Source organism: Corynebacterium sp. HMSC05D03 (genome assembly GCF_001807205.1).
In the GTDB taxonomy this organism is placed as follows: domain Bacteria; phylum Actinomycetota; class Actinomycetes; order Mycobacteriales; family Mycobacteriaceae; genus Corynebacterium; species Corynebacterium aurimucosum.
The window spans coordinates 33,188-59,873 of record NZ_KV788191.1 but is presented as its reverse complement, the minus strand read 5'-3'; the positions used below and the strand labels follow the sequence as shown (position 1 = coordinate 59,873).

The following is a 26,686-nucleotide window of genomic DNA, read 5'->3' as shown; positions in this document are numbered from 1 at the left end:
GTAGCAGTGGTGGTCATGGTATCTCCCCCGAGATCAACATGAGTTAGAAGAAGTGTTCTAAACATAATCCTAGCGGCCACCGCCACACATGGCTATAGCTAGTGGTGAATTCCCGTCAAGTCGTCACTATAAACGGGGGTAGCGGCTGAGCATTTCGCCTAGATATTCGATACTTAACGGATGTGGGTGGCGGCGCTTTTGTGAAACGTGAAACGCCCCTCCGGCCGTCAAGGGCAGCGCGAAGGGGCGTGGGTGGGGGTCTACTGGGCGTCGGAAAGCGCGTAGGCAGCGCCGGCACTTGCGGCGGTGACGGTCAGCACGGCCGGCCAGGAGCCCATCTTCTTAGCCAGCGGGTGGGAGAGGCCGAAAGCGCCGGTGTATAGAGCTGCCAAGCCAGCGGTAGTGGCTGGGTTCGTTTTCGCCCACCAGCTGCGGCCCGCCCAGACGCCAGCGGCGGCAAGCACCACGCCGCCAAGCGGGCGAATGCCTGTCTCCCGGGCGGTGAGCCACCCGCCGATAAGGCCTAGCGTGACGGTCGCCGCCGTTGATACATCCTGCGGTTTCTTGATATCAATCATTCCCATGTGCCTCAGTTTAGGCTGTGTGAGCGCGTTGTGGCTAGACTTCGCTCCATGAAACTCGCAGCAACCCCGACCTCGGAAAAGCAGGCTTGGCTCGCCATGGCCGCGCTGTCACTGGGCTTCTTCATGTCGTTGCTCGACCAATCGATGATTGCCGTTGCGCTTCCCGACGTCCGCCGCGAGTTCAACGCCGACGTCAACCAGGTGCTGTGGGTCTCCGCGATCTATCTGCTCGCCGTGGTCGTGCCGCTGTTGTTTACCGGCCGCCTCGGCGATATTTACGGTCAGAAGAACATGTTCCAGTTGGGCGTCGGGCTCTTTGGTATCGGCGCGCTGCTGTGCGCGCTAGCGCCCTCGGTGGAGTTTCTTATCGCAGCAAGAGCCCTGCAAGGTTTCGGCGCGTCGATTCAAATGCCGCAGACTATGGCCGTCATCAACCGTATCTTTGCCCGCGAGCGGCGCGGCCGTGCGCTCGGCGTTTGGGGAGTGGTTGGGTCTTTGGCCACGCTTGCCGGACCGCTCTTGGGTGGCTTCGTTGTCGCCGCCTTCGGGTGGCAGGCGGTGTTTTGGATCCATATACCTTTCGTCGTCGCTGCAATCGTCTTATCCGGTCTGTGGGTTCCTTCCTTGCCGACGGCGACGGGGAAGATTGACTTTGTGTCGGTGGGGGCGTCGTTTATCGCGTTAACGTGCTTTGTGTTCGCAGTGCAGCAGGGCCCAGAGACGGGCTGGCCGTGGTGGATTTGGGCCCTGCTCCTTGCTGGTGTGGTGGGCATCTACATCTTCGTGCGCTTGCAATCATCGCGGGGGAAGGCGGCGCTCGTCCCCCTCGTGCTGTTTAATGACCGCAACTACTCCGCAGGTTCAGTGGCCATCGTGTCCATGGGCTTTATGGCGGCGTCGATGATGATTCCAATCATGATGTGGCTGCAGGTCGAGCAGGACATGTCGGCGCGGGATGCCGGGCTCATCGTTACACCTATGGCGCTGGTCTCTCTGTGCGTGTCGCCCTTGGCGGGCATTCTGGCGGATAAGCTGCACCCACGGCGTCTGGCGGTCGCGGGATTCGGCATCCTGATTGCAACCTTCCTCGCGCTGTGGTTCCTCATGTACGCCGAAGTGTCGGCCTGGTGGTTGTGCCTGCCCTGCGCGGCGCTGGGGGCGGGGCAGTCCTTCATCTGGGGTTCCAACGCCGCGACGACGATGCGCGATATTGACGCAGATCTCATGGGTGCTGCATCCGGCGTCTATAACACTTCTCGGCAGGTGGGTTCGGTCATCGGCGTGGCCGCTGTTTCCGCGGTTATGCAGGTAGCGGGGGCCGCGGATTCCCTCGTGGTCATCGTTGCGATGCTATCGGCGGGGTGTGTGGCTTCGCTCTTCTTCCGCGACACCCTGCATGCGGTAGCGGAAACTGCGAGCCTATAGGGAAGCGAGTAGATTGGATGTCATGCGTCTTGCTGTACTGACATCCGGTGGTGATTGCCCCGGTCTGAATGCTGTTATCCGCGCGGTCGTTCGCACCGCATCCAACGAGTTCGGCGATACGGTCGTCGGCTACGAGGACGGCTGGGTTGGTCTCATGGAAGACCGTCGCCGAGACCTTTATGACGACGCTGAGATCGACCGCATCCTTCTGCGCGGCGGAACCATCCTTGGCACCGGCCGCCTCCACCCAGATAAGTTCAAGGCTGGGCTGGACACCATCAAGGCCAACATGGCTGATGCGGAGGTCGATGCGCTCATCGCCATTGGCGGTGAGGGAACGCTGAAGGGCGCCAAGTGGCTGTCTGATAATGGCATTCCAGTCGTCGGCGTGCCGAAGACCATTGACAATGACGTCAATGCAACGGACTACACCTTCGGTTTCGACACCGCAGTCTCCGTCGCAACCGATGCGATCGATCGCCTCCACACCACCGCTGAATCCCACGACCGCATCCTCATCGTGGAGGTCATGGGCCGCCACGTCGGTTGGATCGCACTGCATGCTGGCATGGCTGGTGGTGCGCACTACACGGTGATCCCTGAGGTTCCATTCGATATCGCAGATATCACCAAGGCAATGGAGCGCCGCTTCCAGATGGGTGAGAAGTACGGCATCGTCTGCGTTGCTGAGGGCGCTCTGCCCAAGGAAGGCACCATGGACTTCGAAGAAGGCGGCGTGGACCAGTTCGGCCACCAGACCTTCAACGGAATTGGCCAGGTCATCGGTGATGAGATCAAGAAGCGCACCGGCTACGACGTGCGCACTACCGTCCTCGGCCACATCCAGCGTGGTGGTACGCCAACTGCCTATGACCGCGTGCTGGCAACCCGTTATGGCACCCATGCTGCCCGCGCCGCGCACAATGGACAGTCCGGAATGTGCGTGGCCTTGCACGGCGAAAACATCGACCTCGTGCCGCTCGAGGAGGCCGTGGGCAAGCTGAAGGTGGTTCCTGCCAAGCGTTATGCCAACGCTCAAGCCCTCTTTGGTTAAACACCACTAGGGCTCACCCTTAGTTAATAAAGGAATTATGACAAGCGTATTAGCTTTCCTGGCTGATCAGCCGGTTCTCTTGGTGTTCCTGCTGATTGGCCTCGGCATGGCCCTCGGCGGTATTAAGACACGGGGCATCAGCTTGGGCGCGGCAGCCGTGCTCTTCTTGGGCATCGCTTTCTCGGCCGCTGCCTCCGCCGTCGGCGTCGAAGCTTCCGTTCCTCCCATTTTGGGTATGTTTGGCTTGGTGCTCTTTGCCTTTGGCATTGGCAACAACTCCGGCGTGTCCTTCTTCAAGTCGCTGAAAACTGCGACTGGCCCCGTGCTTTCCATGATCGCGGTCTTTATCGTCGCCGCCCTCGCTGCTTGGGGGCTGGGGACCTATGTCTTTGGGTTGTCGAGTGCCACTATCGCCGGTACCTTCGCTGGCGCGGTGACAAATACCCCTGCTTTGGCGGCGGCCTCGGAGGCTACGGGCGATCCGGGCTCAGCAACGGTGGGTTATGCGGTGTCTTATCTGTTTGGCGTCATCGGTATGCTCGCGGCGACTGTGCTGGTGCTTCGCGACGCCGGTAATGACGACGACACCCTGTCACCCGTCACGCGCCAGCACATGCAGATTCTGCGCGAGACCTCCGTTGCAGAGCTCGCGGACATTGGCAATGGGGAAGTGCAGGTCACCCGTTTACGCCGAGTAGGCAGCAACGTGATCGTCCTGCCGAAGTTTTTTGATGTGCTACACCCGGGGGATGTCGTCACGCTTGTCGGCGCCCCCGAGGACCTCGACAACATTATTGAGGACGCTGGGCGTGAGTCGCCACAGATTCTCAACGATGACCGCCACGAGCTAGATTTTCGCCGCATCACTGTGTCGGAGCACAACTTGGCCGGTCTGACCATCGCGGAGCTGAATAACCAATTGGCGGATCGTTGGGGCGCACGAATCTCGCGTGTTCGCCGGGCCGATAACGACCAGGTCGCAATCCCCGAACACATCGTAGAGCTGGGGGACCGCGTGCGCGTCGTCGGTTCAAAGAAGTCTCTGCGGGAGATTTCTGCTTTTCTCGGTGATTCCTCCCAAGGCCTGACGGATATCAACCCGGTCTCCCTCGGCCTAGGCATGGCTCTCGGGGTTTTCGTGGGCCACCTCGAGATCCCTCTACCGGGAGGTTCTTCCTTTAGCCTCGGCGCTGCCGCGGGCGTCCTCATCGTGGCGCTGATCATGGCGCGCATCGGGCGCATCGGCAACACGGTCACCGCACTGCCGCACTCGGCCAACACGATTCTTTCCGAGTTAGGCCTGCTGCTCTTCCTGGCGCAGGCCGGAACGAATGCGGGTGGGGAGATTGCCGGCGCCTTTACGGGTGGTTCGTGGTGGAAAATTCTCCTGCTCGGCGCAATCATCACCACGCTGGTGGCCACCGGGTTCGCCTTTGTGATGCGGCGTTTCCTGCACGTTGGTGCTACAAAGACCGCGGGGGCCATGGCTGGCGCACAAACGCAGCCGGCGGTGTTGGCTTTCGTTAACAACCGCACCAATACTGACCAGCGAGTTTCTTTGGGCTATGCCATGGTCTATCCGGCGGCGATGATTGCCAAAATTCTCATTACCCACGGCATCACCTTGTTGGGTTAGGCGGTTGCGCACGGTGTCGCGCTGACATACTAAGATGGCACGCATGACTGCTGCGATGTATGACCTGATGGACTATGATGAGGTCCTTGAAAAGTTCGATCCCGTTATGGGCATGGAAGTTCACGTGGAGCTCAATACGGAGACCAAGATGTTCTCCACCTCACCCACGAACTTCAACGCAGCCCCCAACTCCAACGTGGACCCGGTGTCGCTGGGCCTGCCAGGCGCTTTGCCCGTAGTGAACTCCAAGGGCGTGGAAGGCGCCATCAAGATTGGCCTGGCGCTGAACTGCAAGATTGCGGAGTCTTCGCGCTTTGCCCGCAAAAATTACTTCTACCCGGACCAGCCGAAGAACTACCAGATTTCCCAGTACGATGAGCCGATTGCCTACGACGGCTACCTCGACGTCGTCCTCGACGACGGCACCGAGTGGCGCGTAGAGATTGAACGTGCCCACATGGAGGAGGACACCGGCAAGCTCACCCACTTGGGTGGCGCCGATGGCCGTATCCACGGCGCAACCTCTTCGCTGGTGGATTGTAACCGCGCGGGCATTCCCCTCATTGAGATTGTGACCAAGCCAATCATGGGTGCTGGTGAGCGTGCCCCTGAGGTAGCGCGCGCCTACGTGACGGCGCTGCGTGAGCTCGTCGCCGCTCTCGGCGTTTCTGATGCCCGCATGGATCAGGGCTCGATGCGCGTTGACTCCAACGTCTCGCTGCGCCCGGTGGGCCAGGAGGAGTTCGGCACCCGTACCGAAACCAAGAACATCAACTCCTTGCGCTCGGTCGAGCAGGCCGTGCGCTTTGAGATGCAGCGCCAGGCGCAGGTGCTTGTCGACGGTGGCGAGATCATCCAGGAAACCCGCCACTACCAGGAAACCGATGGCTCCACCTCGAAGGGCCGCCCGAAGGAGACTGCGGAGGACTACCGCTACTTCAATGACCCGGATCTGCCTCCGGTGATTGTTTCCCGCGAGTGGGTCGAAGAAATCCGCCAGACCCTGCCGGAGATGCCGTGGATTCGCCGCGCCCGTATCCAAGAGGAGTGGGGCCTCAAGGACGAGGAGATGCGTGACCTGGTCAACGCTGGCGCGCTTGATCTCATCATCGAAACCGTGGAAGCCGGAACCACCCCGGATGAGGCGCGCTCCTGGTGGGTTTCTTACCTGACTGGTAAGGCCAATGAGGCCGGCGTTGAGCTGAGTGCTCTCGACATCACCCCGGCGCAGGTTGCTCGCGTTGTCGAGTTGGTTAAGGAAGGCAAGCTGACCACCAAGCTGGCCCGTCAGGCGGTCGACGGTGTGCTGGCCGGTGAGGGTGATGTCGACGAGGTCGTCGCCAAGCGCGGGCTCGAGGTCGTGCGCGATGATGGTGCGATTGAGAAGGCCGTCGACGATGCCCTGGCCGCTAACCCGGACATCGTGGAGAAATACAAGGCCGGCAATAAGAAGGTCACCGGCGCTATCGTGGGCGCGGTCATGAAGGCCACCCAAGGTAAGGCTGACCCGGGACAGGTCAACAAGCTGATTGCGAAGAAGCTCTCCTAGCCGGTAGAGATTTCCATTAGGCGAGGTCAGGCGGCTGCGGGGTACCGTGGTCGCCATGACTATTTCTACCAAAGCCCTGCAGAAGACCGGCCCGAACGAGCCCTTCGAGGTCGTGATCATCCAGCGCCGCGAGCCGCGCGCCGATGACGTCGTCATCGACATTAAGGCCGCAGGAATCTGCCACTCGGATATCCACACCATCCGCAACGAGTGGGGCGAAGCGCATTTTCCGCTGACCGTCGGCCATGAGATCGCTGGTGTGGTCTCCGCCGTGGGGGAGGAGGTCACCAAATTTAAGGTGGGGGACCGCGTCGGCGTGGGCTGTCTGGTGAACTCCTGCGGCGAATGTGAACAGTGCCAAGCCGGAATGGAGCAAAACTGCCTCAATGGTGGCGTGGGGACCTATAATTCCACCGACGTTGATGACACCATCACCCAAGGCGGCTACGCCGAAAAAATCGTGGTGAACCAAGACTTCGTTTTGCGCATCCCCGATGCACTCGACTTCGACGTAGCAGCACCCCTGCTCTGCGCCGGTATCACCACGTACTCTCCGTTGGCACGCTGGGATGTGAAGGAAGGTCAAAAGGTGGCCGTCGTAGGCCTGGGCGGCCTGGGGCACATGGGCGTGCAGATCGCTGCCGCGAAGGGCGCGGATGTCACGGTCATCTCGCGCACTTCTCGCAAGGCTGAAGAAGCTGCAGAGCTTGGAGCGAGCCGTACCTTGGCCACCACCGAAAAAGAGGACTTCTTCAGGAAGCATCGCGGGGAGTTCGATTTTATTCTCTCGACCATTTCCGCAGAGTACAGCCTCGAGGACTACCTGCGGATGCTCAAACCCCGCGGCATCATGTCGGTGGTGGGTCTGCCGCCAGAGGCCTTACCACTGCGCCTCAACCGCTTAGTCGGCGGCGGCAAGGTGCTCACGGGTAACAATATCGGCGGCATCGCGGAAACCCAGGAGATGCTGGACTTTTGTGCTGAGCACGGCTTGGGCGCGGTGATCGAGAAGGTGGGCGTCGACGAGGTTGATGCCGCCTACGAGCGAGTCGTGGCGGGTGATGTGAAGTTCCGTTTCGTCATTGACACAGCGACGTTCGCTGAGCACTAAGAGGTGAGCCGTCTCATGCTTTAGCGGTTGTTGGAGCAAGCTCTCTACAGCCGCACACATGTTTTCCTATCAGCGTGGCGTAAGGTAGAGACTATGTACCGTCATACTTATGTCAAAGTATGGCGCGTTTTTATGCACTAGTCATTAAGCATAAGAAGAAGAAAATAGAAAGCAGATAGGAAAACGTGTCTTATAAAAACGTTATGGGCCTCGCTTTGTCCTTTATTGGCTTGCTCGTTGGTGCGGGCTTTGCCACGGGGCAGGAAGTCGTCCAGTACTTTACGTCCTTCGGTATTCCTGGCATGTGGGGAATTTTGGTCGCCGGCCTAGTCATGACCCTCGCCGGCACGGTCTTCCTCCAGCTGGGAAGCTATTTCCACGCCAGCGAGCACAACCAAGTGTTTCGGAACATCACCCACCCGATCATTTCGCGCATTCTGGATGTCGCAGTGATCCTTACGCTCTTTGCGGTGGGCTTTGTCATGCTGGCCGGTGCCGGTTCCAACATGCAGCAACAGTTCGGCTGGCCTGCCTGGGTTGGTTCCTTGCTCATGCTCGTCCTGGTTCTGATCACGGGCATGTTCGATGTTGATAAGGTTTCCCAGGTCATTGGCCTTCTTACGCCGACCATCATCATCGCGGTGCTCTTCGCCGGCGCTTATACACTGCTGCATATGCCGGACAGTGTCGACGCTGCAATTACTGCATCCGAAGCGATTGAATCCCCAATCCCGCACTGGCTTATCTCCGCGCTGAACTACAACGGCCTAGCCCTCATCCTGGCTGTATCGATGTCCCTGGTGATCGGCGGCGATAATATCAGCCCGCGCGAGGCGGGCGTCGGCGGCATCGTGGGCGGCGCGGTTTACGCGGTACTCATGGCCATCGCCGGTTTCTCGCTGCTCATGAACGCAGAGAGCGTGGGCGATTCCGATATTCCGATGCTGACCCTGGTAGACAATATCCACCCAACACTCGGCGTCATTATGGCCATCATCATTTACCTGATGATTTTCAACACGGCCATCGGTATGTTTTACGCGCTGGGTAAGCGTTTGTCCTCTGGCAAGGAATCGAAGTACCGCATCATCTTCATCGTAGGCTGCCTCGCTGGCTTCGCCGTGTCCTTTGCCGGTTTCAAGGCACTGATGCAGTATGTCTACCCAGTACTGGGTTACATGGGCATCGTCCTCGTGGCCATCCTGGTTATTGGCTGGCTGCGCTCCCTGGGCAAGATCAAGGACGAGGGGCTGCGCCGTGAGCGCATCCGCGCCCTGTTGCACCTCAAGCTGCACCCCGATTCGGAGTACGACGCAGCTCGTTACGACGACGAGATCGGCCAGCAGATCGCTGATTCCAACATGGATGATGAAGCCCTCTTCGAGGATCTTGTCTCCGATGTCGTCGATGAATTGGATTCGGATGAAGACCTAGACTTCGACAGGGAAGGCTGGGAGGAAAACCGCAACGATCACTCCTACTACACTGAGCGCGAGGGCGTGGAGCAGGACCGCAGCGACGAAGAAATTAAGGCCTGGGTCGAGGAGACCGGCGCGGTGGGAGACCCTGCCGAAGACGAAGAGCTCCCAGAAGAATCAAAGAAAGATTAGAAGAGCAGGAGCTTTGCCGTCAGCGCAAGCATGACACAGCCGATGACGATGTTGACTACGCGCCACGTCGTCGGCTTGGCCAGCACGTGGGAAAGTTTCCAGGCACCAAAGCCCAGGGAGGGGAACCAGACGGAGCTGGCCAAAATCGCGCCGCCTGCGAAGACCCAGCGCTGGTCGCCATATTGGTTCGCAATGGAGCCCAGCATGACCAGCGCGTCGACGTAGGCCAAGGGATTGAGCCAGGTCAGCGCCAACGCACCGAGGACCGGCTTGACCCAGGAATTCGAGCGCACGCGGGGGCGAATTTTGGTGAGTACGGAGGTTCCTGAAGCTCCCGAATTGCCCGAGTTGTCTTCAACGACCTGCGCCACTGGTGCGGTTTCCTCAATGACCAGTGAGTCCTGTTCCTTCTTAAACGCGTCGCGGAAGCACGTGAACCCAAAGTAGATGAGGTAGGCCGCGCCTAAATACTTGACCACGACGAGCGCGGTGGGGAAGCGCTCGACGAGGACGCCGACTCCGGCGGTGCCGCCGGTGATGAGGATGACGTCGGAAAGCAAGCATGCCAACAGGATGGGCCCGACATGATCGCGTTTAATGCCCATCTTGATGATGTAGGCATTCTGCGGTCCGATGGCGATGATGAGGGATAGACCTAGCGCAAATCCTGCAAGCAATACTGACATGGCTTCTAGTCTGCGCATAGCGCCATATGAAGTCTAGTTAAATGTTCTACAGCTGGTTTAATATAGCTTCATGAATCCGCTCCATACCGAAACGTTGCTGGCCATCATCGATGAAGGATCCTTCGAGGGGGCTGCGGCTGTGTTGGGAATCACTCCTTCGGCCGTCAGTCAGCGCATCAAAGCGCTGGAAGTTTCGACCGGCCGCATCCTTCTGCGCCGCGGCACTCCGGTCACCGTGACTGAAGCAGGGGAGATCGTCGCCCAAGCAGCACGGCGCATGGCGCTGGTCCAAGCTGAGGCGGATGCGCGGCTGACCGAGCGCCTGTCCCGCGTTCCACTCACCGTTGCTATCAACTCGGATTCCCTGGCCACGTGGTTCCGCCCTGTAATCCAGAGCACCGCCGAGCGCGGTGAGGCGGCGCTGCGCATCCGCATCGAAGATGAAGCCCGTACACTCGCCATGTTGCGCCGGGGTGATGTGCTGGGCGCGGTTACGCGCGAGCAAACCCCGGTCTCAGGTTGTGAATCCACGTGCCTCGGTACCATGCGCTACTTTGCCGTCGCCGCGCCCGCTCTGGCGGAGACTTTCGAGGACTGGGAGACCCTGCCCATCGTGGGCTTCGGTCCGAACGACGCCACCTTGGATGACGCCATGCGCGAGCGCTTCATTGATTCCCATGTTCTGCGTGCGCGGGTGTCCCAGATTCCTTCTTCGGAGAGTTATGTCGAAGCAGTGCGCTATGGCCTGGGATGGGGCTTAGTGCCGCGCCTGCAGGCACAGCCCTTGCTGGAGACCGGGGAGCTGGTGCTTCTCGACGACTTCCCGCTTGACATTGACCTCTACTGGCAGCGCTGGCGGTTGGAGTCGGAGTTGCTTGCGGACCTCACGGCGGATGTCTTAGATGCAGGCCGTGCAGTTTTAGCTTCGCGCCGCGCCGATAAAGATGCACCATAAGGGGGCTGTGCTGCCTTAAGTTGGAGGTATGAGCGATAAAACTCCTGATAAAGCCACCGACTTTGATGACGATATTCCGACCTACACGGGGAAAGACTCCGTGAAGGACAGCACGTCTAAAGAAGAAGCTACCGATAAGCCGCAGAAGAGCAGCCTCTTCCAGCGTCCCGGACGTGCCGAGCCGCAAGTGATTAGGCCCAAGAAGGCCGAGGAGCCTGCCGTTGAAGCAGAGCCTGAAGCCAAGACCGAAACCTTTGAGAGCGCCTCCCGTGGCTCCCTGTCTTTCGACAGTGCTGCAGCAGAAACCGAGACCACCGCCTTCCCGCGCGCTGAGGCGACGACAGAGTCCGAAGCGGAGACAACTGCTATGCCGGTATCGGCAACCGCTGCCGCTGATACCACAACTGAACCTGTGGCAACTGAGAGCTATGAAGAGGTACCAAGCACGGTTGCTGTTGCCGACCCCGCCGTGGACTCCGAGGCAGCAGCGGTGGAGGAGAAGCCGGAGCCGGCACGTCGCGGCACCATCGACTTCGGTCTGCTCTTCGTGCGCCTAGCGCTCAGCGTTTACCTGCTCGTGGCGGGTGCTTCGACCTTCTTTAAGCTCGGCGGTAACGAGGGGCTGTCCGGCTTGGAGAAGGAGTTCGGCGAGTACACCATGGCTGCAGCCTTGGCCATCGGTGTGCCGACTGTTCAGCTCATTGCCGGAGCCTTCCTGCTTCTCGGCCTGGTGACACCGCTGGCCGCTATGTTCGGCCTTATCGTCACGGGCTTCTCCGCTATCCACGGCCTCAACGCCTCCGGTGCCGGGTTGGATGTCTTCGCGTGGAATGAGAGTGTCTGGCTGGGTCTCGTCCTCTTCGTTATCGCGGTGGCCCTGCAGTTCACCGGCCCGGGATTCATCTCCTTGGACTTCAATCGCTCCTGGACTCGCCGCCCGCTGGCAACGTCCTGGATTTTCGTCGTCATTGGCGTGGCCGCGCTGGTCGCTATCTGGTGGTTTGGCGCTGGCGTTAACCCGATAAACTAGGCGTTGTTAGCGCGTTTCTACGCTCCCAGCCTGCAGCTATATACAAGCTCTTGTTGTTTTCCATTGCGTAAAGTAAGTTGTTTTCTGTAATGGAAAACAATGACTTTGGTGCCGCAGGAGGGGAGCTTTAGTTTTGTCTGATCAGGATGTTCGGGACGCACTCGCATTTGAGGAGCAACAACGGCTGGCCGCAGCCAAGCGGCCGCCCATCTGGTTGAGCCTGCTCGCAGCGGTGGTGTACGGTGCGTGGTTTGCCTACATGTGGATCAAGGATGACGTCCATCCTCTCGTTCTTGTTGGTGGACTGCTTCTTGTACTCGCGCTCTTGGTGAGTCTCGCCTTCTTTTATCGCACGGGGGTGAGGGATTCGATGCGCCAGAAGGTGGATCCGCATGCGTCACGGAGTGTCACCTGGCGGTATTTTGCGGGTTTGGGTTTCATGATTCTGCCGGCACTGTTCAATCCTTTTGTTGAAGGGCACGTTATTGCCTCGTGCATCGCAGGTGTGCTGTGCAGCTTGGCGGTCTTTTGGACGTTGCACACGGGTGCGCTGGATAGGATGCCGCGATGAATGGGCTCGATCCGGTAATTCACCCGCTCAATCGCTTTAAGATTTGCGCCACACTCAATGCTTTCGGTGCCACGCAGGGTGGGGAAGTAAACCGTGAGATGAAGTTCGCTATGTTGCGTGACCGCACGGAGCTTTCCGACGCCTCCCTGTCCAAGCAGCTTGGTGCATTAGAGAAAGCTGGCTACGTCACGCGCTTCCGCGAGTACGGCACCAGCCGCGCTAAAGATTCGGTATGGGTCGCTCTGACGGAGGAAGGTAAAACAGCTTTCGATGGTCATTTGGCGGCGCTTAAGGCTTTGGCCGGAGATTGATCGCGGGCACAGTTCACAAGGCATCAGCGTTCCGACGCATCATGCCGATGACGGTTTTAGAGCCCGAATGTCCTAGGATTTAGGGGCTATGGCGAAATCATCGACGTATCGTACAGACATTGACGGCCTGCGCGGCTTGGCCATCGCGCTGGTCGTGTTCTTCCACGTCTTCGTGGGCAAGGTCTCAGCGGGCGTGGATGTCTTCCTGCTCATCGGCGGTGTTTTCTTTTTCGGGCCCCAAATTCGCAACGCCCTCAACCCTCGGGGGCTAACCCCAGTCCAAGTGGTTATCAGGATGCTGCGTCGACTCTTTCCGGCGCTCGTGGTTACGGTCACTGTCACGCTGGCCCTAGCCCTAATAGTCTTTCCCCCGACGCGGTGGGGAAGAGAAGGCCGAGAAGCGCTGAGCTCGTTAGCCTATGTCCAAAACTTCGCTTTATCGGCTGCCGGACAGGACTACGCTGCCATTGGTCAAGATGTGAGTACGTATCAACACCTGTGGTCCATGTCAGCCCAGCTGCAAATCTATCTAGGATCCCTACTGGTCATCTTCCTGTGTGCAGGTGTGTACCGGCTCTGTGGACGCCGTGAAGGTAAGGCCCAGGTCAGTGGTATAAACATGGCCCCTTGGGGGCTCGGCATTGCTACGCTGGCCAGCTTCCTTTACGCGATGTATCTGCATGGTGTTGACCAAGGTACAAATTATTACTCACCGCTCAGCCGTTTCTGGGAGATTGGCCTCGGCGGGCTGCTGGGGCTGTGGCTGACACAACCGGGAACCCACCGCATGTCTGGAACTGCTGGGGCCGGTCATCGGAAGACTGACTGGAGTCTTGTTGGCCTAGCGCTCATCCTGGCCACCGGAGTAGTCATGGACGGCGCCCAGCAGTTCCCCGGCCCTGCGACGCTGATGCCGCTTGCGGGCGCGGCTCTCATTATCGTCGCGGGACCTTCCTCGCGTCTCGGTCGGCTTCTGACCACCGCACCATTCCAATTCTTAGGTCGAATTTCTTACAGTCTTTACTTGTGGCACTGGCCATTGTTGGTGTTGGTTACCTATCTACTCAGTGGGGGAGAGTCCAACCGCGATGGTATGGGCATTCTCGCTGCTGTTGGCACTACCCGTGGACTTGCGGCGGGTGCCGGCGTCATTGCCCTCTCGGTGGTGCTTGCCTGGCTCACGCTGAGCTACGTGGAGGTGCCGACTCGGCAGAAAACTAAACCCGGAGAGCGCTCTTGGGCGCCAGGGAGGTTAGTCGGTGTAGAAAAGGGTGCGACGGCAGGTATCGCGGCGCTAACCGTCTCAGCTATAGCACTGGCCGCGTGGGCGCAGCCTCCTGCGGTTTCGGATTCAACCGCGAGCATTAGCGAGAGCGACACTATTGACTATCCCGGCCCCGATGCTCTCCTAAACGGTGTTGAGGTGCCGCCGCGTGACCCGGTGCCGAATGCTCTCAACCCTATTGAGTCTTTCTACCCGGCCTCGCACGCCGATGGCTGCACGGCACTTTTTGAACATGAAGAGCCGATTCTGACGCATCAGCGAAACACTGAGGATATACCGTGCGCATACGGTGACCTGGAATCCGCTCGTACGATGTACCTGTTTGGAAATTCACATGCGGACCATATATTGACGACCTTGGATATCGTGGGTCGTGACCAGGGGATTCGAATTGTTCCGCTGCTGAAGATGGGCTGCTTCCCAGGCGGTGAGCCTAAGCGCTCCGACGGACACGACTACCCGGAGTGCGCCGCCTGGACCGAGGCTGCTTTGGAATACATGGAGGCCAATCCAGCTACGGAAGGCACCTTTCTCATTTCTACCCAGCCAGCGCCAGGAACCATGGGGCCCGAGCAGACTCCCGAGGGACTCCGCACGGTGGTCGAACGCCTCAACAGTGCGGGCATGCGAGTGTGGGGTTTGCGCGACACGCCCTGGCCGCACACCTCGGCAGGCCCCTTAGATGTGCGTGACTGCGTGGCTGCGGGTGGATACGTTGCAGGCGATCCCCTGCTTGATTGCGGCGTGGAGCGAGACGACTCACTGTTGGCTGAGAACCCTGCCGTGAGCGCACTGGCTGGGTTGGATGTCACTCACCTTGACCTGACAAACGCCATGTGTGGTCCAGAGCGTTGCCCTGGCGTGATCGGCAACGTGATGGTTTACCGCGATTCTTCGCATCTCACCAACACATTCGCCGCCATGTTGAGTGACGGGCTAGAGCGCCAAATGTACGGTGGTACGCTACCTAGCGATGAACTTGTTGAAGAACCTACTTCCCCCGGCCTCTGACCCTGATTGGCGTGTTCCGGCCGTCCGGGTGCTCTATTTCGTTGCTGGCGTTATGGTATTTGCTGCCGTAGTGTGGTCCCCAGCCGGGACCACGGGATCTGATTTTGATCCCATTTGGAACGCCGTTGACAAGTATGTCCATGGACAGCCGGTCTACGATGAGGACTACTCCACGCTCGATCCCCACTACCTGTACTCACCGGGGGCAACTTTTCTTCTCGGACCAATCGGCTGGCTGCCCGGCCGGGACATCGCACGTACTATCATGATGTGGCTAGGCGCGGTGTCCATCTTCACTGCGCTGTGGCTGCTTGCGGCCTCCGTTGCCGCGCGTTATAGGGGGCAGGTGTTCGCCGTGCTGGTTATCGTTGCGTGCACCTTCAATGAGCCGGTGCGCAGCACGCTGAGTCTAACCAATATCAATGGCTTTCTTTTCTTGCTGCAGGTTCTTTTTGCGCTGTTGACCATCAAGATGCTGCGTCGCGGTTGGCGTGCTTCATTGAAGTCCTGGGTGGCGGTTGCGGCTGGAATCATCCTGGGGGTGGCCATGACCATCAAGCCCCAGTTCCTCGCGCTGGCTGTGGTTTCATTGTTGTCTGGACACATAACGGTGTTGGTCGTGGCCGGCGTGTTCATGGCGGTAGTTTTTCTCGCTGGGTGGCTCACCATGGCTCGTCCACAGGACTACGTTGATCGCCTCCTGCCATATTTGGGACAGGCACGCGACTACAACAATGGCTCCATTGAGGGGGTGGGCAGGCAGCTTGGCTGGTCTGAGGCTGCCATCACGGGCGCAACCGTGGCTTTCCTCGTTGTGGTCGCTCTATCCTTAGTAGCGCTGTGGCGTTATAAGAGCGAGCAGCCAGTGGTGTGGGTGTACTGCTCGCTGGGGGTTCTTTTTGCGGGGGTGCTTATGACCACGGGGCTGATGCAGGGCTACTACTGCATCTGGTTGCTACCGCTGGTCGCAACGGTAGTGATCGCCGGAAGCCCAACCCGTACGTGGCTCATCGCGCTGATCTGGTGGTGCCTCGTGTCCAGCGCGGCGGGTCCCGAAAACCTGTGGGCACCAGTGGAGGCAGTTATCCGTTGGCGCTCGTCCTTGGCCTGGGTGGCACTGCCGCTCATTATGGCCGGGATGGCCTACTGGACGTGGCCATCCACCACGCGCACCGCACCACGGTCAGCGGACGTGGCCATGTTGGCGTAGGCGCGCAGGGCCTTGGTGACCGGGCGGTTGCGGTGCTTCGGGGTCCAGGGCTTCTCGCGCTGCTCCTCAGTGGCGCGGCGGCGTTCGAGAACTTCCTCGTCGACGTCGAGGGAGAGCTGGCGCTCGCGGATGTTGATGGTGATGGGGTCACCGTTTTCCACTAGGCCGATGAGGCCGCCGTGGGCTGCCTCGGGAGAGATGTGGCCGATGGAAAGGCCGGAAGTGCCGCCGGAGAAACGGCCATCTGTAATCAAAGCGCAGGCCTTGCCCAAACCGGAACCCTTGAGGAAGGAAGTCGGGTGCAGCATCTCCTGCATGCCGGGACCACCTGCGGGCCCCTCGTAGCGAATGACGATGACATCGCCCGGCTGGACCTCTTTCTTGAGGATGATGGACACGGCCTCCTCCTGGGACTCCACCACGCGGGCCGGGCCAGTGAAGGTCCACAGCTCTTCCTCCACGCCGGCGGCCTTGACGATGGCCCCGTTGGGGGCGAGGTTGCCGCGCAGGACGACCAGGCCACCGTCCGAGGAAAAAGCGTGCTCGGCGTCGTGGATACAGCCATTGGCAGCGTCAGTATCCAGCTCATCCCAACGGTTGGACTGGCTAAATGGCTCGGTGGTGCGTACACCGCCGGGTGCGGCGTGGAAAAGCTCGAGAGCGGCTTCCGTGGCCTTGCCGCCGCGGATATCCCAATCATCGAGCCACTCCTCGGCGTTGTCGTAGAGGGCGGTGTGGACCTTGAGGTTCACGTGGCCGGCGCGGCGCAGCTCGCCCAAGATGGCGGGGATGCCGCCGGCGCGGTGCACGTCTTCGATGTGGTAAGTGCCGTTGGGGGCCACCTTGGACAGGCACGGTACGCGGTAGGAGATCTCGTTGATGTCCTCGAGGGTGAAGTCCACCTCGCCCTCCTGTGCGGCGGCCAGCGTGTGGAGGATGGTGTTGGTGGAACCACCCATAGCCATATCCAGAGCCATGGCATTGCTGAAGGCTTCCTTGGTGGCGATGGAGCGCGGGAGAACGGCGTCGTCTTCTTCGCCGTAGTAGCGTCGGCACATCTCCACGATGGTGCGGCCAGCTTGCTCGAAGAGATCTCGGCGGGCGCTGTGGGTAGCCAGCGTGGTGCCATTGCCCGGCAGGGCCAAGCCGAGCGCCTCGGTGAGGCAGTTCATGGAGTTGGCGGTGAACATGCCGGAGCAGGAACCACAGGTAGGGCAGGCGGATTCCTCCACGCGGGTCAAGCCCTCGTCGGAGACGGCATCGCTGGCCGAGGCCGTGATCGCCGTAATCAGATCCGTCGGTGCATGCGCCACGCCGTCAACGACGACGGCCTTGCCGGCTTCCATCGGGCCGCCGGAGACGAAGATGGTGGGAATGTTGAGGCGCAGTGCAGCATTCAACATACCCGGGGTGATCTTGTCGCAGTTCGAAATGCACACCAGGGCGTCGGCAGTGTGGGCATTGACCATGTACTCGATGGAATCGGAGATGATCTCCCGCGAAGGCAGGGAGTAGAGCATGCCGCTGTGGCCCATGGCGATGCCGTCGTCAACAGCAATGGTGTTGAACTCCTTCGGCACGCCGCCGGCTTCGCGGACGGCATCGGCCACGATGTCGCCGACGTTTTTGAGGTGGACGTGGCCGGGGACGAACTGGGTAAAGGAGTTGGCGATGGCGACGATCGGCTTGCCAAAGTCACTCTCCTTGGAGCCGGTAGCGCGCCACAGTGCGCGGGCACCGGATGCCTGGCGGCCAACGGTGGTGACTTTAGAGCGGAGAGGGTACATGGTTAATCCTTCAGTTCGGGGTGTTTCTCGAGGTACTCGGCGTATTCCTCCTTGGTGAGGAGGATCTGTTGGCCATCGCGGTGGACGATGACCACCTTGTCATCGGCGGCGTCACGGCCAGCGCTCAGGGCGTCGGGGATGCGCCCATTGGAAGCGGCAGCGAGGCGGGGGAGGGAGTTGAAAGTCACTCCCGGCAGGTTGAAGTTATCGCCCTTCGTGGTGCGGGCATAGGCTTTCGAGCGCTGGAAACCGATTCCTTGGAAGTCTTTCCACTCGATGTGCTTGGGGCCGCGGAAGCCATAGGTGATGTGGATGCCCGTGCTGTCCACGGTGGTGCGGGCCCGCAGGACCCACCAGATGGCCAGCACGGGGAAGATGAGAATCCAGAAGAGGTACTTCGGGGCCCAGCCAATGCTGAGGAAAGCGATGGCGGCGAGGATGCCGATGCCGAGGAGGTGTTCGCGAGTGGGCTTGAACGTTTCGGCCGTGGGGTGTTCGGCGCGAGAAGATGCGTTCTGCGGGTGTGAGGACGTCATAGTGGGTCATCGTAATTGACAATATGGCGCGGTGGCGAACCGCCCCACCTGTGGAATCTCGCTAAATGAGAAATAAATCCCAAAAATGGGGGTAAAGGCCTGCGGTGGCGTTTCTATCAGTGTACAGTTTATCCCATGATCATTATTCGACTTCACCTCGTAGTAGTACCCGGGCGGCGCGAGCCGTAGCGAGTCCGCTAGTGACGTCGACCAGCATGCGCCCCCGTTACCTTCACACCCAGGAAGGAAAGACGGGGGCGTTATTCGTTGGATGATCTCTCCGATATCCACCCCCACTAAAGGAGCACACCAACCGTGACAGCTTCCACACCGCCACAGCGGGCGCCCGAGCGCATCACGGGCGCACACGCCATTGTCCGTACCCTCGAAGATTTGGGCACCGAGCTGGTCTTCGGCATTCCGGGCGGCGCCGTGCTTCCGCTGTACGACGCCCTGTTTGAATCCACGAAGCTGCGCCACGTGCTCACCCGCCACGAGCAGGGAGCTGGCCATGCAGCAGAAGGCTATGCGCAGGCATCCGGAAAGGTCGGCGTCATGATTGCTACCTCCGGTCCAGGTGCCACCAACCTGGTGACCCCGCTGGCGGATGCAAACCTGGACTCCGTGCCCGTCGTGGCTATTACCGGACAGGTCGGCAGTTCGTTGTTGGGCACCGACGCCTTCCAAGAGGCTGATATCCGCGGTGTGACCATGCCGATTACGAAGCATAACTTCATCGTCACCAAGGCAGAGGACATCCCGGGGGCTATTGCTGCCGCCTTCCACCTGGCTTCCACCGGACGGCCGGGCCCAGTTCTCGTGGATATCCCGAAGGATGTCCAGAACGCCCTGATGGAGTACTCCGGCCCTGTGATGCCGGACCTGCCGGGTTATAAACCCACCACGACCCCGCACCCGCGCCAGATTACGCAGGCTGTTCAGCGCATTGCTCGCGCAGAGCGTCCGGTGCTCTATGTCGGTGGCGGCGTCATCAAGGCAGGTGCCTCCCGCGAGCTGCGCGAGTTTGCTGAGCTGACCGGCATCCCGGTGGTGACCACCCTCATGGCGCTCGGTGCTTTTCCGGATAACCACCCGCAACACATGGGTATGCCCGGCATGCACGGAACGGTACCGGCCGTCGCCGCGCTCCAGCGCGCTGACCTCATTATCGCCGTGGGCGCGCGCTTCGATGACCGCGTGACCGGTGATACCGACACCTTCGCTCCCCATGCCGAGGTTATTCACGCAGATATCGACCCGGCCGAGATTGGCAAGATCCGTGAGGTAGCTGTCCCCATCGTGGGCGATGCCCGCGAGGTGCTTCTGCGCCTGACAAAGGCTTATGCCAATGATGCGGAGCTGGATGCCCCGCGAATTGGCCCGTGGATGGAGTACCTGGGAGACCTGCAGAGCCGCTTCCCGCGCGGTTTCGAGCCGACAGCAGACGGCCTGCTCAATCCGCAAGAGGTTATTCAGCAACTCAGCGCAATCGTGGGCCCGGAGGCGATCTACTGCGCGGGTGTGGGCCAGCACCAGATGTGGTCGGCCCAGTTCCTTGATTTCGAGCACCCACGAAGCTGGATCAACTCCGGTGGCGCCGGCACGATGGGCTACGCAGTGCCCGCAGCGCTCGGCGCCAAGGCTGCCTGCCCGGAGCGTGAAGTCTGGGCAATTGACGGTGATGGCTGCTTCCAGATGACTAACCAGGAGCTCACCACCGCTGCGGTGGAAGGGTTCCCCATCAAGGTGGCTGTCATCAACAACGGCAACTTGGGCATGGTGCGCCAGTGGCAGACGCTCTTCTATGAGAACAAGTACTCCCATACTAAGTTGCGTGAGCACGATGAGTACGTCCCGGACTTCGTCAAACTCAGCGAGGCCTTGGGCTGCGAATCTATTCGCGTCACCACCGTGGAAGAGATTGGCCTGGCGATTGAACGAGCGCGCTCAATCAATGACCGCCCAGTGGTCATCGACTTCATTGTGGGCCAAGACGCCCAGGTGTGGCCGATGATTGGCGGCGGCGCCTCCAATGAGGAAATCCAATACGCCCTTGGTCTGCGCCCGCTGTTTGATGAAAATGAGTCCGCGGCCGAGGAACCGGCCGACATCCACGAATCCCTCGAGGAGGCCTAAGAGTAATGGCTAAAGACGATATCACTCGCCACATCCTGTCCGTGCGCGTCCAGGATATTGAGGGCATCATTTCCCGTGTGACCGGTATGTTCACCCGCCGTGGTTATAACCTCATCTCGCTGGTCTCCGCGCGGACTGAAACCGAGGGAATCAACCGCCTGACCATCGTTGTGGACGCCTCCGAGGTTGTCATCGAGCAGGTGACGAAGCAGCTCAACAAGATTGTTCCGGTGCTCAAGGTGGTGGAGCTGGAAGAGGAAAACACCATTGCCCGCGCCATCATGCTGGTCAAGGTGGCTGCGGATAACTCGAACCGCCCCCAGGTGGTCGACGCGGTGAACATCTTCCGTGCTCGCATCGTGGATGTATCGCCGGAGTCCGTGGTGGTGGAGGCCACCGGCACGCCCGGCAAGCTGCAGGCGCTTCTCGACGTCCTCGAGCCCTTCGGCATCCGCGAACTGGTGCAGTCCGGAAACGTCGCGCTGGGGCGTGGCCCGAAGGCGATGGCACCGAGCAAATAAAAAATCTCACAATGTGGGCGGACCGTCCCAACGTGTGATACAAATTTAATAGGCAGAGTTACTACTGGATGCGTAGTGCTCACGAACCCAAAGAGAAAAGGAACATTAAACATGGCTATTGAGACTCTGTACGATTCTGATGCAGACCTGACCATCATCCAGGGCCGCAAGGTTGCCATCATTGGCTACGGCTCCCAGGGCCACGCCCACGCAATGAACCTGCGTGACTCCGGCGTTGAGGTCGCCATCGGCTTGCGCGAAGGCTCCAAGTCTCGCGAGAAGGCAGAGGAGGCTGGCTTCAAGGTTCTCACCAATGCTGAGGCTGCCAAGTGGGCTGATGTCATCATGCTGCTGGCTCCGGATACCTCTCAGGCTGCTATCTTCACCGAGGACATTGAGCCGAATCTGGAGGACGGCAACGCACTGTTCTTCGGCCACGGCCTCAACATCCACTTCGGTCTGATCAAGCCGGCAGAGAACATCACCATCGGTATGGTCGCTCCGAAGGGGCCGGGCCACTTGGTTCGCCGCCAGTTCGTTGACGGAAAGGGCGTTCCTTGCCTGATTGCTACCGAGCAGGATCCGAAGGGCGAGGGACGCGAACTGACTCTGTCCTACGCCGCAGCCATCGGCGGTGCCCGCGCCGGCGTTATCCCGACCACCTTCAAGGATGAGACTGAGACCGACCTCTTTGGTGAGCAGGCTGTCCTGTGTGGCGGCGTGGAGTACCTGATCATGAACGGCTTCGAGGTCCTTACCGAGGCTGGCTACGAGCCAGAGATGGCCTACTTTGAGGTCTGCCACGAGCTGAAGCTCATTGTTGATCTCATCGTTGAGGGTGGCATCAAGAACATGAACTACTCCTGTTCTGACACCGCGGAGTTTGGCGGCTACCTTTCTGGACCGCGCGTCATCGACGCTTCCGTGAAGGAGCGTATGAAGGATGTCCTGACCGATATTCAGGACGGCACCTTTGTCAAGCGCCTCGTTGCCAACGTTGAGGGTGGCAACAAGGAGCTCGAGGATCTGCGCGCCAAGGTGAATTCCCACCCGATCGAGCAGACTGGCTCCCAGCTGCGCGATCTCATGAGCTGGGTAAAGAATCCGCTGGACGCAACTGCCTAAACCGCGTTTATCTGAAGATTCCCGTTGGCCTGTGTGCAGTGGTCAACGGGAATCTTTTGTTTTGTGATGTTCTCGCACAAACGGGCACATTCCCACATCCGAGAGTAGGGTTGAGGCCATGGGTTTCTCTACGCCAAGCTATGACCTTAATGACCTCTTCGCCCGCATCGATCGCGGTGATATTCAGCTTCCCGATTTCCAGCGCTCCTATTCTTGGGACGAGGACCGCATCCGATCGTTGATCGTCACTGTCCTGCGCGGCTACCCGCTCGGCGCATTTATGGCCTTGGATACCCGCAACGAGGCTATGCGCTTTCGGCCGCGGCCGCTCGCAGGTGCGCCCAATACCGGGGTAAACCCCGGTCTGCTTCTGCTCGATGGTCAGCAGAGGTTGACCACTCTGTACCACTGCTTCCGTGGCGAGGGTTTTGTCGATACCACTGATTTTCGTTCCAAGAAGGTTTCCCGCAAGTACTTTGTAGACTTGCATAAGGCGACCTCCGAGGACATCATGCCGGATGAGGCCGTCTTCGCCGTCAACCAGCACGGCGAACTGCGCTCCCACTTCGCGCCAGAGCTCGAGTCTTCTTTGAACAGCCGTGAGGCCGCCGTGGAAGCATGCTGCATTCCCGTCTCCGCGCTCCTGAGCGAGGAGGGCACTAGCATGCTCTTCGAGCTCGCGGCAGCTAATGACGGCGCCAATCGCGATGTTGTTGCTGCCTTCAACAACCGGATTCTGCGCCCCCTGTCCGGCTACACTGTGCCGATGATCCGTCTTTCTCGTGAGACTGCGAGCGCTGGTATTGGCTCCATCTTCGCGCAGGTGAACTCGGCTGGTTTGCAGATGGATGTCTTCGATCTCCTCACCGCAGTCTTTGCCTCCGAGGACCCGGACTTTCACCTGGCGGAGGATTGGGCGGCCGTCGAGAAGCAGCTGCGTGCCTTCCGAGCGCTCGACGGCATTGGCCGTAATGAGTTCTTGTCGGCAGTGTCTTTGCTGGTGTCGGGGGAGAAGGGCAACGCTGGCGGCCAGCGCGAGGATATCCTGCAGCTCTCGTTGTCGGAGTACCGCAAGGCTTCGCAAACCCTAGTGATTACTTTCCGTGAGGTGGCTGAATTCTTAGCTGAGCGCTGCATCCTATCTTTGGAGCAGGTGCCCTATTCCGAGCAGATCATTCCGCTGGCGGTGATCTTGGCACGTCTGGCGGAGAAGAAGGGCGTGCTGTCGAGCCAGGAATCCTGGGACCGCCTCAACCAGTGGTTCTGGAGCGGCGTCTTTGGTGAGCTCTACGGCTCGTCGGCCGTGAAGCTACGTGCCGCACGCGATGTCGACGAGGTCACCGCATGGGTTGCAGGCGACACCGAGGATGTTCCGAAGACCGTCCGTGATGCCTCCTTCCGCGAGTCCCGCCTGTTGTCGGTAGGAGAGCACGACGGAGTGTGGCACGGCCTGTACGCCCTGCTCATGGCTCGTGGCGCAAAGGACTGGCGTACGGGCCGTCCGTTTAGCCGCCATAGCTTTGAGGAGCTGCAGCCGGGCTTCTTCCCCGTCTTCCCACTTCGCTGGTGCGAGCGCCACGGCGTCAGCGGCGTGCTGGCAAACTCCGTGCTGAACCGCACTCCGATGGGCAAACGCACCGAAGTTGTCATCGATGGGCATTCGCCCGAGCGCTACCTGCCGCGCGTGCAGTCGAAATCGATCATGGAGGATGCTGAGTTCGATAGCGTGCTGGCCTCCCACGAACTGGAACCAGAGCTGCTGACTGCAAAGACTGTGCACCAGTTCTTTGCTGACCGCCGCGAGCGCTTCGTTGGCATCGTTGAATACGCGCTGAACAAAAAGGTAGTGCGTGACGTGGACGAGGCGAATCTCTCTGGTGGCGAGGAGGGGCCGCAGGCCTTTGCTCGTTAAGGTTCCATTTCTACGTGGGCTAAAGGCCGCCTCCGCGGCGCTACTGCTGGGCATGACCGCTCTGGGAGCCGTAGGGTGCTCATCGCTGGGGCGCGGTGAGCCCCTCTTGACTCAAGACATCACCGCTCTCCCTGAGTCTGAGATTGATCTGGCTCGCGCGAGCGAGGAAAACCGCCTGCGGCTCATTGATCCGCAATTCGCCGATGAAGTCACCGTTGTTGGGGACCGTTGGGGAATCGATTCGGCACGTTTATTTTTCAAGGAGAGCAATTCGCTGATCCTCGCCGAGGAGACGGATGCTGCGGCCTTGCGCGCAGCGACGTTGAGCGTGTCGCAGCGCGTTCCCATGGTGACCTACGACGATTCGATTCGCCCGCAGATTTCACAACTGCTCAATGACCTTGATGTTGACCGAATCCTCGTTATCGGCAACGTCCCGTGGGCTAGCCAGAGCGGGCAACTCGAGGTCATCCACGACCCAGGAAACACCAAGGCGTTGGGGGAGTACACCGCTTTTCGTTTTGATTCCAAAGTAGTGATGAACCGTGAGCGCATGGTTGATAACATCGCGCGCTTGGATTCCTCTACGAAAACGGAGCTCAAGGCCGCGTGGGAGCCGCTGCCGCAGCATCTTACCAAGGAGAAGATGCCGGCGATTCCCGCGCAAGCGCGCCGTGATGCGCAGATGGCACCGGTAATAGTGGCGACGAAAGATAGCCCCTTAGCCAATGTGGTGAATGCCACCGCATATGGCGGTACGGTGTTCGTGATGGAGGACCCGGATCCGACGGCGACGAAGGCCGGCGCGGCGATTACAGCTGGACTATCAGACGGGCCGATCGTGGCCCTTGGTCCGGAATTCGGTTCAGTGACAGAATTCACGCATAAAATCACTCAGGGCTGGAAAGAATAAACTACACTTCTCGGCATCTCCAATTCTGACTAGTAAAGGAAGTTATGTCGAAGCCGGTCGTTCTTATCGCCGATAAGCTTGCAGAATCCACCGTCGATGCTCTCGGGGACACCGTCGAGGTCCGCTGGGTAGATGGTCCAAATCGTGCGGAGCTGCTCGCCGCGGTGCCGGAGGCTGACGCCCTCCTCGTCCGCTCCGCCACGACTGTGGATGCGGAGGTGCTGGCCGCTGCGGAGAACCTCAAGATTGTGGGCCGCGCTGGTGTCGGTTTGGACAATGTTGATATCCCCGCTGCCACCGAGCGCGGCGTCATGGTTGTCAACGCGCCGACCTCCAACATTCACTCCGCGTGTGAGCAGGCCATCGCACTGCTTCTAGCCACCGCCCGCCAGGTGCCGGCAGCAGATCAGTCTCTGCGTCAGGGGGAGTGGAAGCGTTCCTCCTTCAAGGGCGTCGAGATCTATGGCAAGACCATCGGCATCGTCGGCTTCGGCCACATCGGCCAGCTCTTCGCACAGCGTTTGCTGGCTTTTGAAACCACCGTCATTGCCTATGACCCTTATGCCAACCCGGCTCGCGCAGCAGCGCTGGGTGTAGAGCTGGTGAGCCTTGAGGATCTCATGTCCCGCTCTGATTTCGTGACCATTCACCTGCCTAAGACGCCGGAGACCGCCGGCATGTTTGATGCTGAGCTCTTGGCTAAGGCCAAGAAGGGTCAGATTATTATCAACGCCGCCCGCGGTGGCTTGGTTGATGAGGCAGCGCTGGCAGAGTCCATCAAGTCGGGCCACCACCGCGGCGCGGGCTTCGACGTGTATGCTTCCGAGCCCTGCACCGACTCCCCACTCTTCGAGCTGCCGCAGGTAACCGTGTCTCCGCACCTTGGTGCTTCCACGGTAGAGGCGCAGGACCGTGCGGGTACCGACGTCGCCGCATCCGTGTTGAAGGCGCTGGCCGGTGAGTTCGTGGCCGACGCTGTCAATGTTGAAGGCGGCAAGGTCGGCGAGGAGGTATCCGGTTGGCTGGATCTGACGCGGAAGCTTGGTCTCGTTGCCGGAAACCTCCTGGGTGCAGCGCCCGTCGCCATCGAGGTGGAGGCGTGTGGTGAGCTGGCCAATGAAGAAGTCTCAGCGCTTGGTTTGTCTGCCGTTCGCGGCGTGTTCTCCGGCGTGGTTTCGGAAACCGTTACTTTTGTCAACGCCATGAAGATCGCCGAAAGCCGCGGCGTGACCGTGGATGTTAAGACCAACGTGGAGTCGAAGGGCCACCGCTCTTCGGTGCGCGTGAAGGTCATCGGCCCGAACGGTCTGGTTTCCCAGCTCACCGGTGCCTTGACTGGTATCGATGGTGTGGAGAAGATTGTCCGCATCAACGGCCGCGGCGTCGACATGCGCGCTACCGGCCGCAACCTCTTCTTCTCCTACAAGGATGCCCCGGGTGCCCTGGGAACCGTGGGCACCAAGCTGGGCGCTGCTGGAATCAACATCGTGGCTGCCGCCCTGACCCAGGGTAAGGAAGCCTCCGATGCTGTGCTCATCCTGCGCGTCGAACGTGAGGTGCCGGAGGAGCTGGTCGAGGACATCAACGCGGCGCTGGGTGCTACCTGCCGCCAGCTCGACTTGGACGCATAGCCCACAGCGCTAAGCTGTTTCGCAACAGCCCCCGTGAAGGATCCACCGTGGTTCTTCACGGGGGTTTCTCCGTCGCCGAAGTGTGGAGAGTGGTACG

General features: G+C 60.1%; 22 protein-coding genes. 18 read left to right on the top strand and 4 right to left on the bottom strand.

What is annotated here, in order from left to right:
- Window positions 1–260: 260 nt before the first annotated feature.
- Complete coding sequence (locus HMPREF3147_RS11245; protein WP_070447677.1) at window positions 261–584, bottom strand: hypothetical protein; 324 nt, start codon at window positions 582–584, stop codon at window positions 261–263.
- A 48-nt stretch (window positions 585–632) separates the two neighbouring features.
- On the opposite strand from HMPREF3147_RS11245, the gene HMPREF3147_RS11240 reads away from it, so the two are divergent.
- The 6 genes from HMPREF3147_RS11240 (at window position 633) to HMPREF3147_RS11215 (ending at window position 8,969) form a co-directional block, all read left to right on the top strand.
- Entirely contained in the window at window positions 633–2,009 is a 1,377-nt protein-coding gene (locus HMPREF3147_RS11240) for an MFS transporter (RefSeq protein WP_070447674.1), read from the top strand.
- A gap of 22 nt (window positions 2,010–2,031) precedes the next feature.
- Window positions 2,032–3,063: an ATP-dependent 6-phosphofructokinase gene (locus HMPREF3147_RS11235; RefSeq protein WP_070447671.1), complete on the top strand. Its 1,032-nt coding sequence runs from the start codon at window positions 2,032–2,034 to the stop codon at window positions 3,061–3,063.
- A 37-nt stretch (window positions 3,064–3,100) separates the two neighbouring features.
- Window positions 3,101–4,699: an aspartate:alanine exchanger family transporter gene (locus tag HMPREF3147_RS11230; protein ID WP_070447667.1), complete on the top strand. Its 1,599-nt coding sequence runs from the start codon at window positions 3,101–3,103 to the stop codon at window positions 4,697–4,699.
- 43 nt (window positions 4,700–4,742) lie between these two features.
- Window positions 4,743–6,248: an Asp-tRNA(Asn)/Glu-tRNA(Gln) amidotransferase subunit GatB gene (gatB, locus tag HMPREF3147_RS11225; protein WP_070447664.1), complete on the top strand. Its 1,506-nt coding sequence runs from the start codon at window positions 4,743–4,745 to the stop codon at window positions 6,246–6,248.
- 55 nt (window positions 6,249–6,303) lie between these two features.
- Window positions 6,304–7,359, top strand: a complete 1,056-nt coding sequence (locus HMPREF3147_RS11220; RefSeq protein WP_070447660.1) for an NAD(P)-dependent alcohol dehydrogenase — start codon at window positions 6,304–6,306, stop codon at window positions 7,357–7,359.
- Window positions 7,360–7,544: 185 nt separating this feature from the next.
- Entirely contained in the window at window positions 7,545–8,969 is a 1,425-nt protein-coding gene (locus tag HMPREF3147_RS11215) for a YkvI family membrane protein (protein WP_070447657.1), read from the top strand.
- Here HMPREF3147_RS11215 and HMPREF3147_RS11210 read toward each other — a convergent pair.
- Window positions 8,966–9,655 carry a LysE/ArgO family amino acid transporter gene (locus HMPREF3147_RS11210; protein ID WP_070447653.1) on the bottom strand — a complete coding sequence of 230 codons (690 nt, stop codon included), beginning with the start codon at window positions 9,653–9,655 and terminating at the stop codon, window positions 8,966–8,968. The genes HMPREF3147_RS11215 and HMPREF3147_RS11210 overlap by 4 nt on opposite strands.
- Before the next feature lie 70 nt (window positions 9,656–9,725).
- Between HMPREF3147_RS11210 and HMPREF3147_RS11205 the strand changes: the two genes are divergently transcribed.
- The 6 genes from HMPREF3147_RS11205 (at window position 9,726) to HMPREF3147_RS11180 (ending at window position 16,028) form a co-directional block, all read left to right on the top strand.
- A complete protein-coding gene (locus HMPREF3147_RS11205; RefSeq protein WP_070447651.1) occupies window positions 9,726–10,610 on the top strand; it encodes a LysR family transcriptional regulator ArgP in 885 nt (294 codons plus the stop codon).
- 28 nt (window positions 10,611–10,638) lie between these two features.
- Window positions 10,639–11,640, top strand: a complete 1,002-nt coding sequence (locus HMPREF3147_RS11200) for a DoxX family protein (RefSeq protein ID WP_070447648.1) — start codon at window positions 10,639–10,641, stop codon at window positions 11,638–11,640.
- A 133-nt stretch (window positions 11,641–11,773) separates the two neighbouring features.
- Window positions 11,774–12,211 (top strand): hypothetical protein, encoded by a 438-nt coding sequence (locus tag HMPREF3147_RS11195; RefSeq protein ID WP_070447645.1) that lies wholly within the window; start codon window positions 11,774–11,776, stop codon window positions 12,209–12,211.
- Complete coding sequence (locus HMPREF3147_RS11190; RefSeq protein ID WP_070447642.1) at window positions 12,208–12,522, top strand: transcriptional regulator; 315 nt, start codon at window positions 12,208–12,210, stop codon at window positions 12,520–12,522. Before HMPREF3147_RS11195 ends, HMPREF3147_RS11190 begins: the two co-directional genes overlap by 4 nt.
- 88 nt (window positions 12,523–12,610) lie before the next feature.
- Complete coding sequence (locus tag HMPREF3147_RS11185; protein WP_070447639.1) at window positions 12,611–14,818, top strand: acyltransferase family protein; 2,208 nt, start codon at window positions 12,611–12,613, stop codon at window positions 14,816–14,818.
- On the top strand, window positions 14,781–16,028 hold the full coding sequence (locus HMPREF3147_RS11180) for a glycosyltransferase family 87 protein (protein WP_070447637.1): 1,248 nt from the start codon (window positions 14,781–14,783) through the stop codon (window positions 16,026–16,028). Before HMPREF3147_RS11185 ends, HMPREF3147_RS11180 begins: the two co-directional genes overlap by 38 nt.
- Here the strand turns inward: HMPREF3147_RS11180 and ilvD are convergent.
- Together ilvD and HMPREF3147_RS11170 are read right to left on the bottom strand one after the other, a co-directional pair.
- Window positions 15,962–17,815 carry a dihydroxy-acid dehydratase gene (gene ilvD / locus HMPREF3147_RS11175; protein ID WP_070447634.1) on the bottom strand — a complete coding sequence of 618 codons (1,854 nt, stop codon included), beginning with the start codon at window positions 17,813–17,815 and terminating at the stop codon, window positions 15,962–15,964. The two genes, HMPREF3147_RS11180 and ilvD, sit on opposite strands and share 67 nt — an antisense overlap.
- A gap of 2 nt (window positions 17,816–17,817) precedes the next feature.
- On the bottom strand, window positions 17,818–18,351 hold the full coding sequence (locus tag HMPREF3147_RS11170) for a PH domain-containing protein (RefSeq protein ID WP_010186912.1): 534 nt from the start codon (window positions 18,349–18,351) through the stop codon (window positions 17,818–17,820).
- A 315-nt stretch (window positions 18,352–18,666) separates the two neighbouring features.
- Here HMPREF3147_RS11170 and HMPREF3147_RS11165 point away from each other — a divergent pair, with 315 nt between their 5' ends.
- From HMPREF3147_RS11165 to serA, 6 genes are all read left to right on the top strand, one after another.
- Complete coding sequence (locus tag HMPREF3147_RS11165) at window positions 18,667–20,487, top strand: acetolactate synthase large subunit (RefSeq protein WP_070447632.1); 1,821 nt, start codon at window positions 18,667–18,669, stop codon at window positions 20,485–20,487.
- A 5-nt stretch (window positions 20,488–20,492) separates the two neighbouring features.
- Window positions 20,493–21,008 (top strand): acetolactate synthase small subunit, encoded by a 516-nt coding sequence (ilvN, locus tag HMPREF3147_RS11160; RefSeq protein ID WP_010186907.1) that lies wholly within the window; start codon window positions 20,493–20,495, stop codon window positions 21,006–21,008.
- A gap of 111 nt (window positions 21,009–21,119) precedes the next feature.
- Window positions 21,120–22,133, top strand: a complete 1,014-nt coding sequence (gene ilvC / locus HMPREF3147_RS11155; protein ID WP_010186905.1) for a ketol-acid reductoisomerase — start codon at window positions 21,120–21,122, stop codon at window positions 22,131–22,133.
- 118 nt (window positions 22,134–22,251) lie between these two features.
- A complete protein-coding gene (locus HMPREF3147_RS11150; RefSeq protein ID WP_070447629.1) occupies window positions 22,252–24,045 on the top strand; it encodes a GmrSD restriction endonuclease domain-containing protein in 1,794 nt (597 codons plus the stop codon).
- Window positions 24,046–24,097: 52 nt separating this feature from the next.
- Window positions 24,098–24,958 carry a hypothetical protein gene (locus tag HMPREF3147_RS11145; protein ID WP_070447689.1) on the top strand — a complete coding sequence of 287 codons (861 nt, stop codon included), beginning with the start codon at window positions 24,098–24,100 and terminating at the stop codon, window positions 24,956–24,958.
- A gap of 44 nt (window positions 24,959–25,002) precedes the next feature.
- On the top strand, window positions 25,003–26,589 hold the full coding sequence (gene serA / locus HMPREF3147_RS11140; RefSeq protein ID WP_070447626.1) for a phosphoglycerate dehydrogenase: 1,587 nt from the start codon (window positions 25,003–25,005) through the stop codon (window positions 26,587–26,589).
- The last annotated feature ends 97 nt before the right edge of the window (window positions 26,590–26,686 follow it).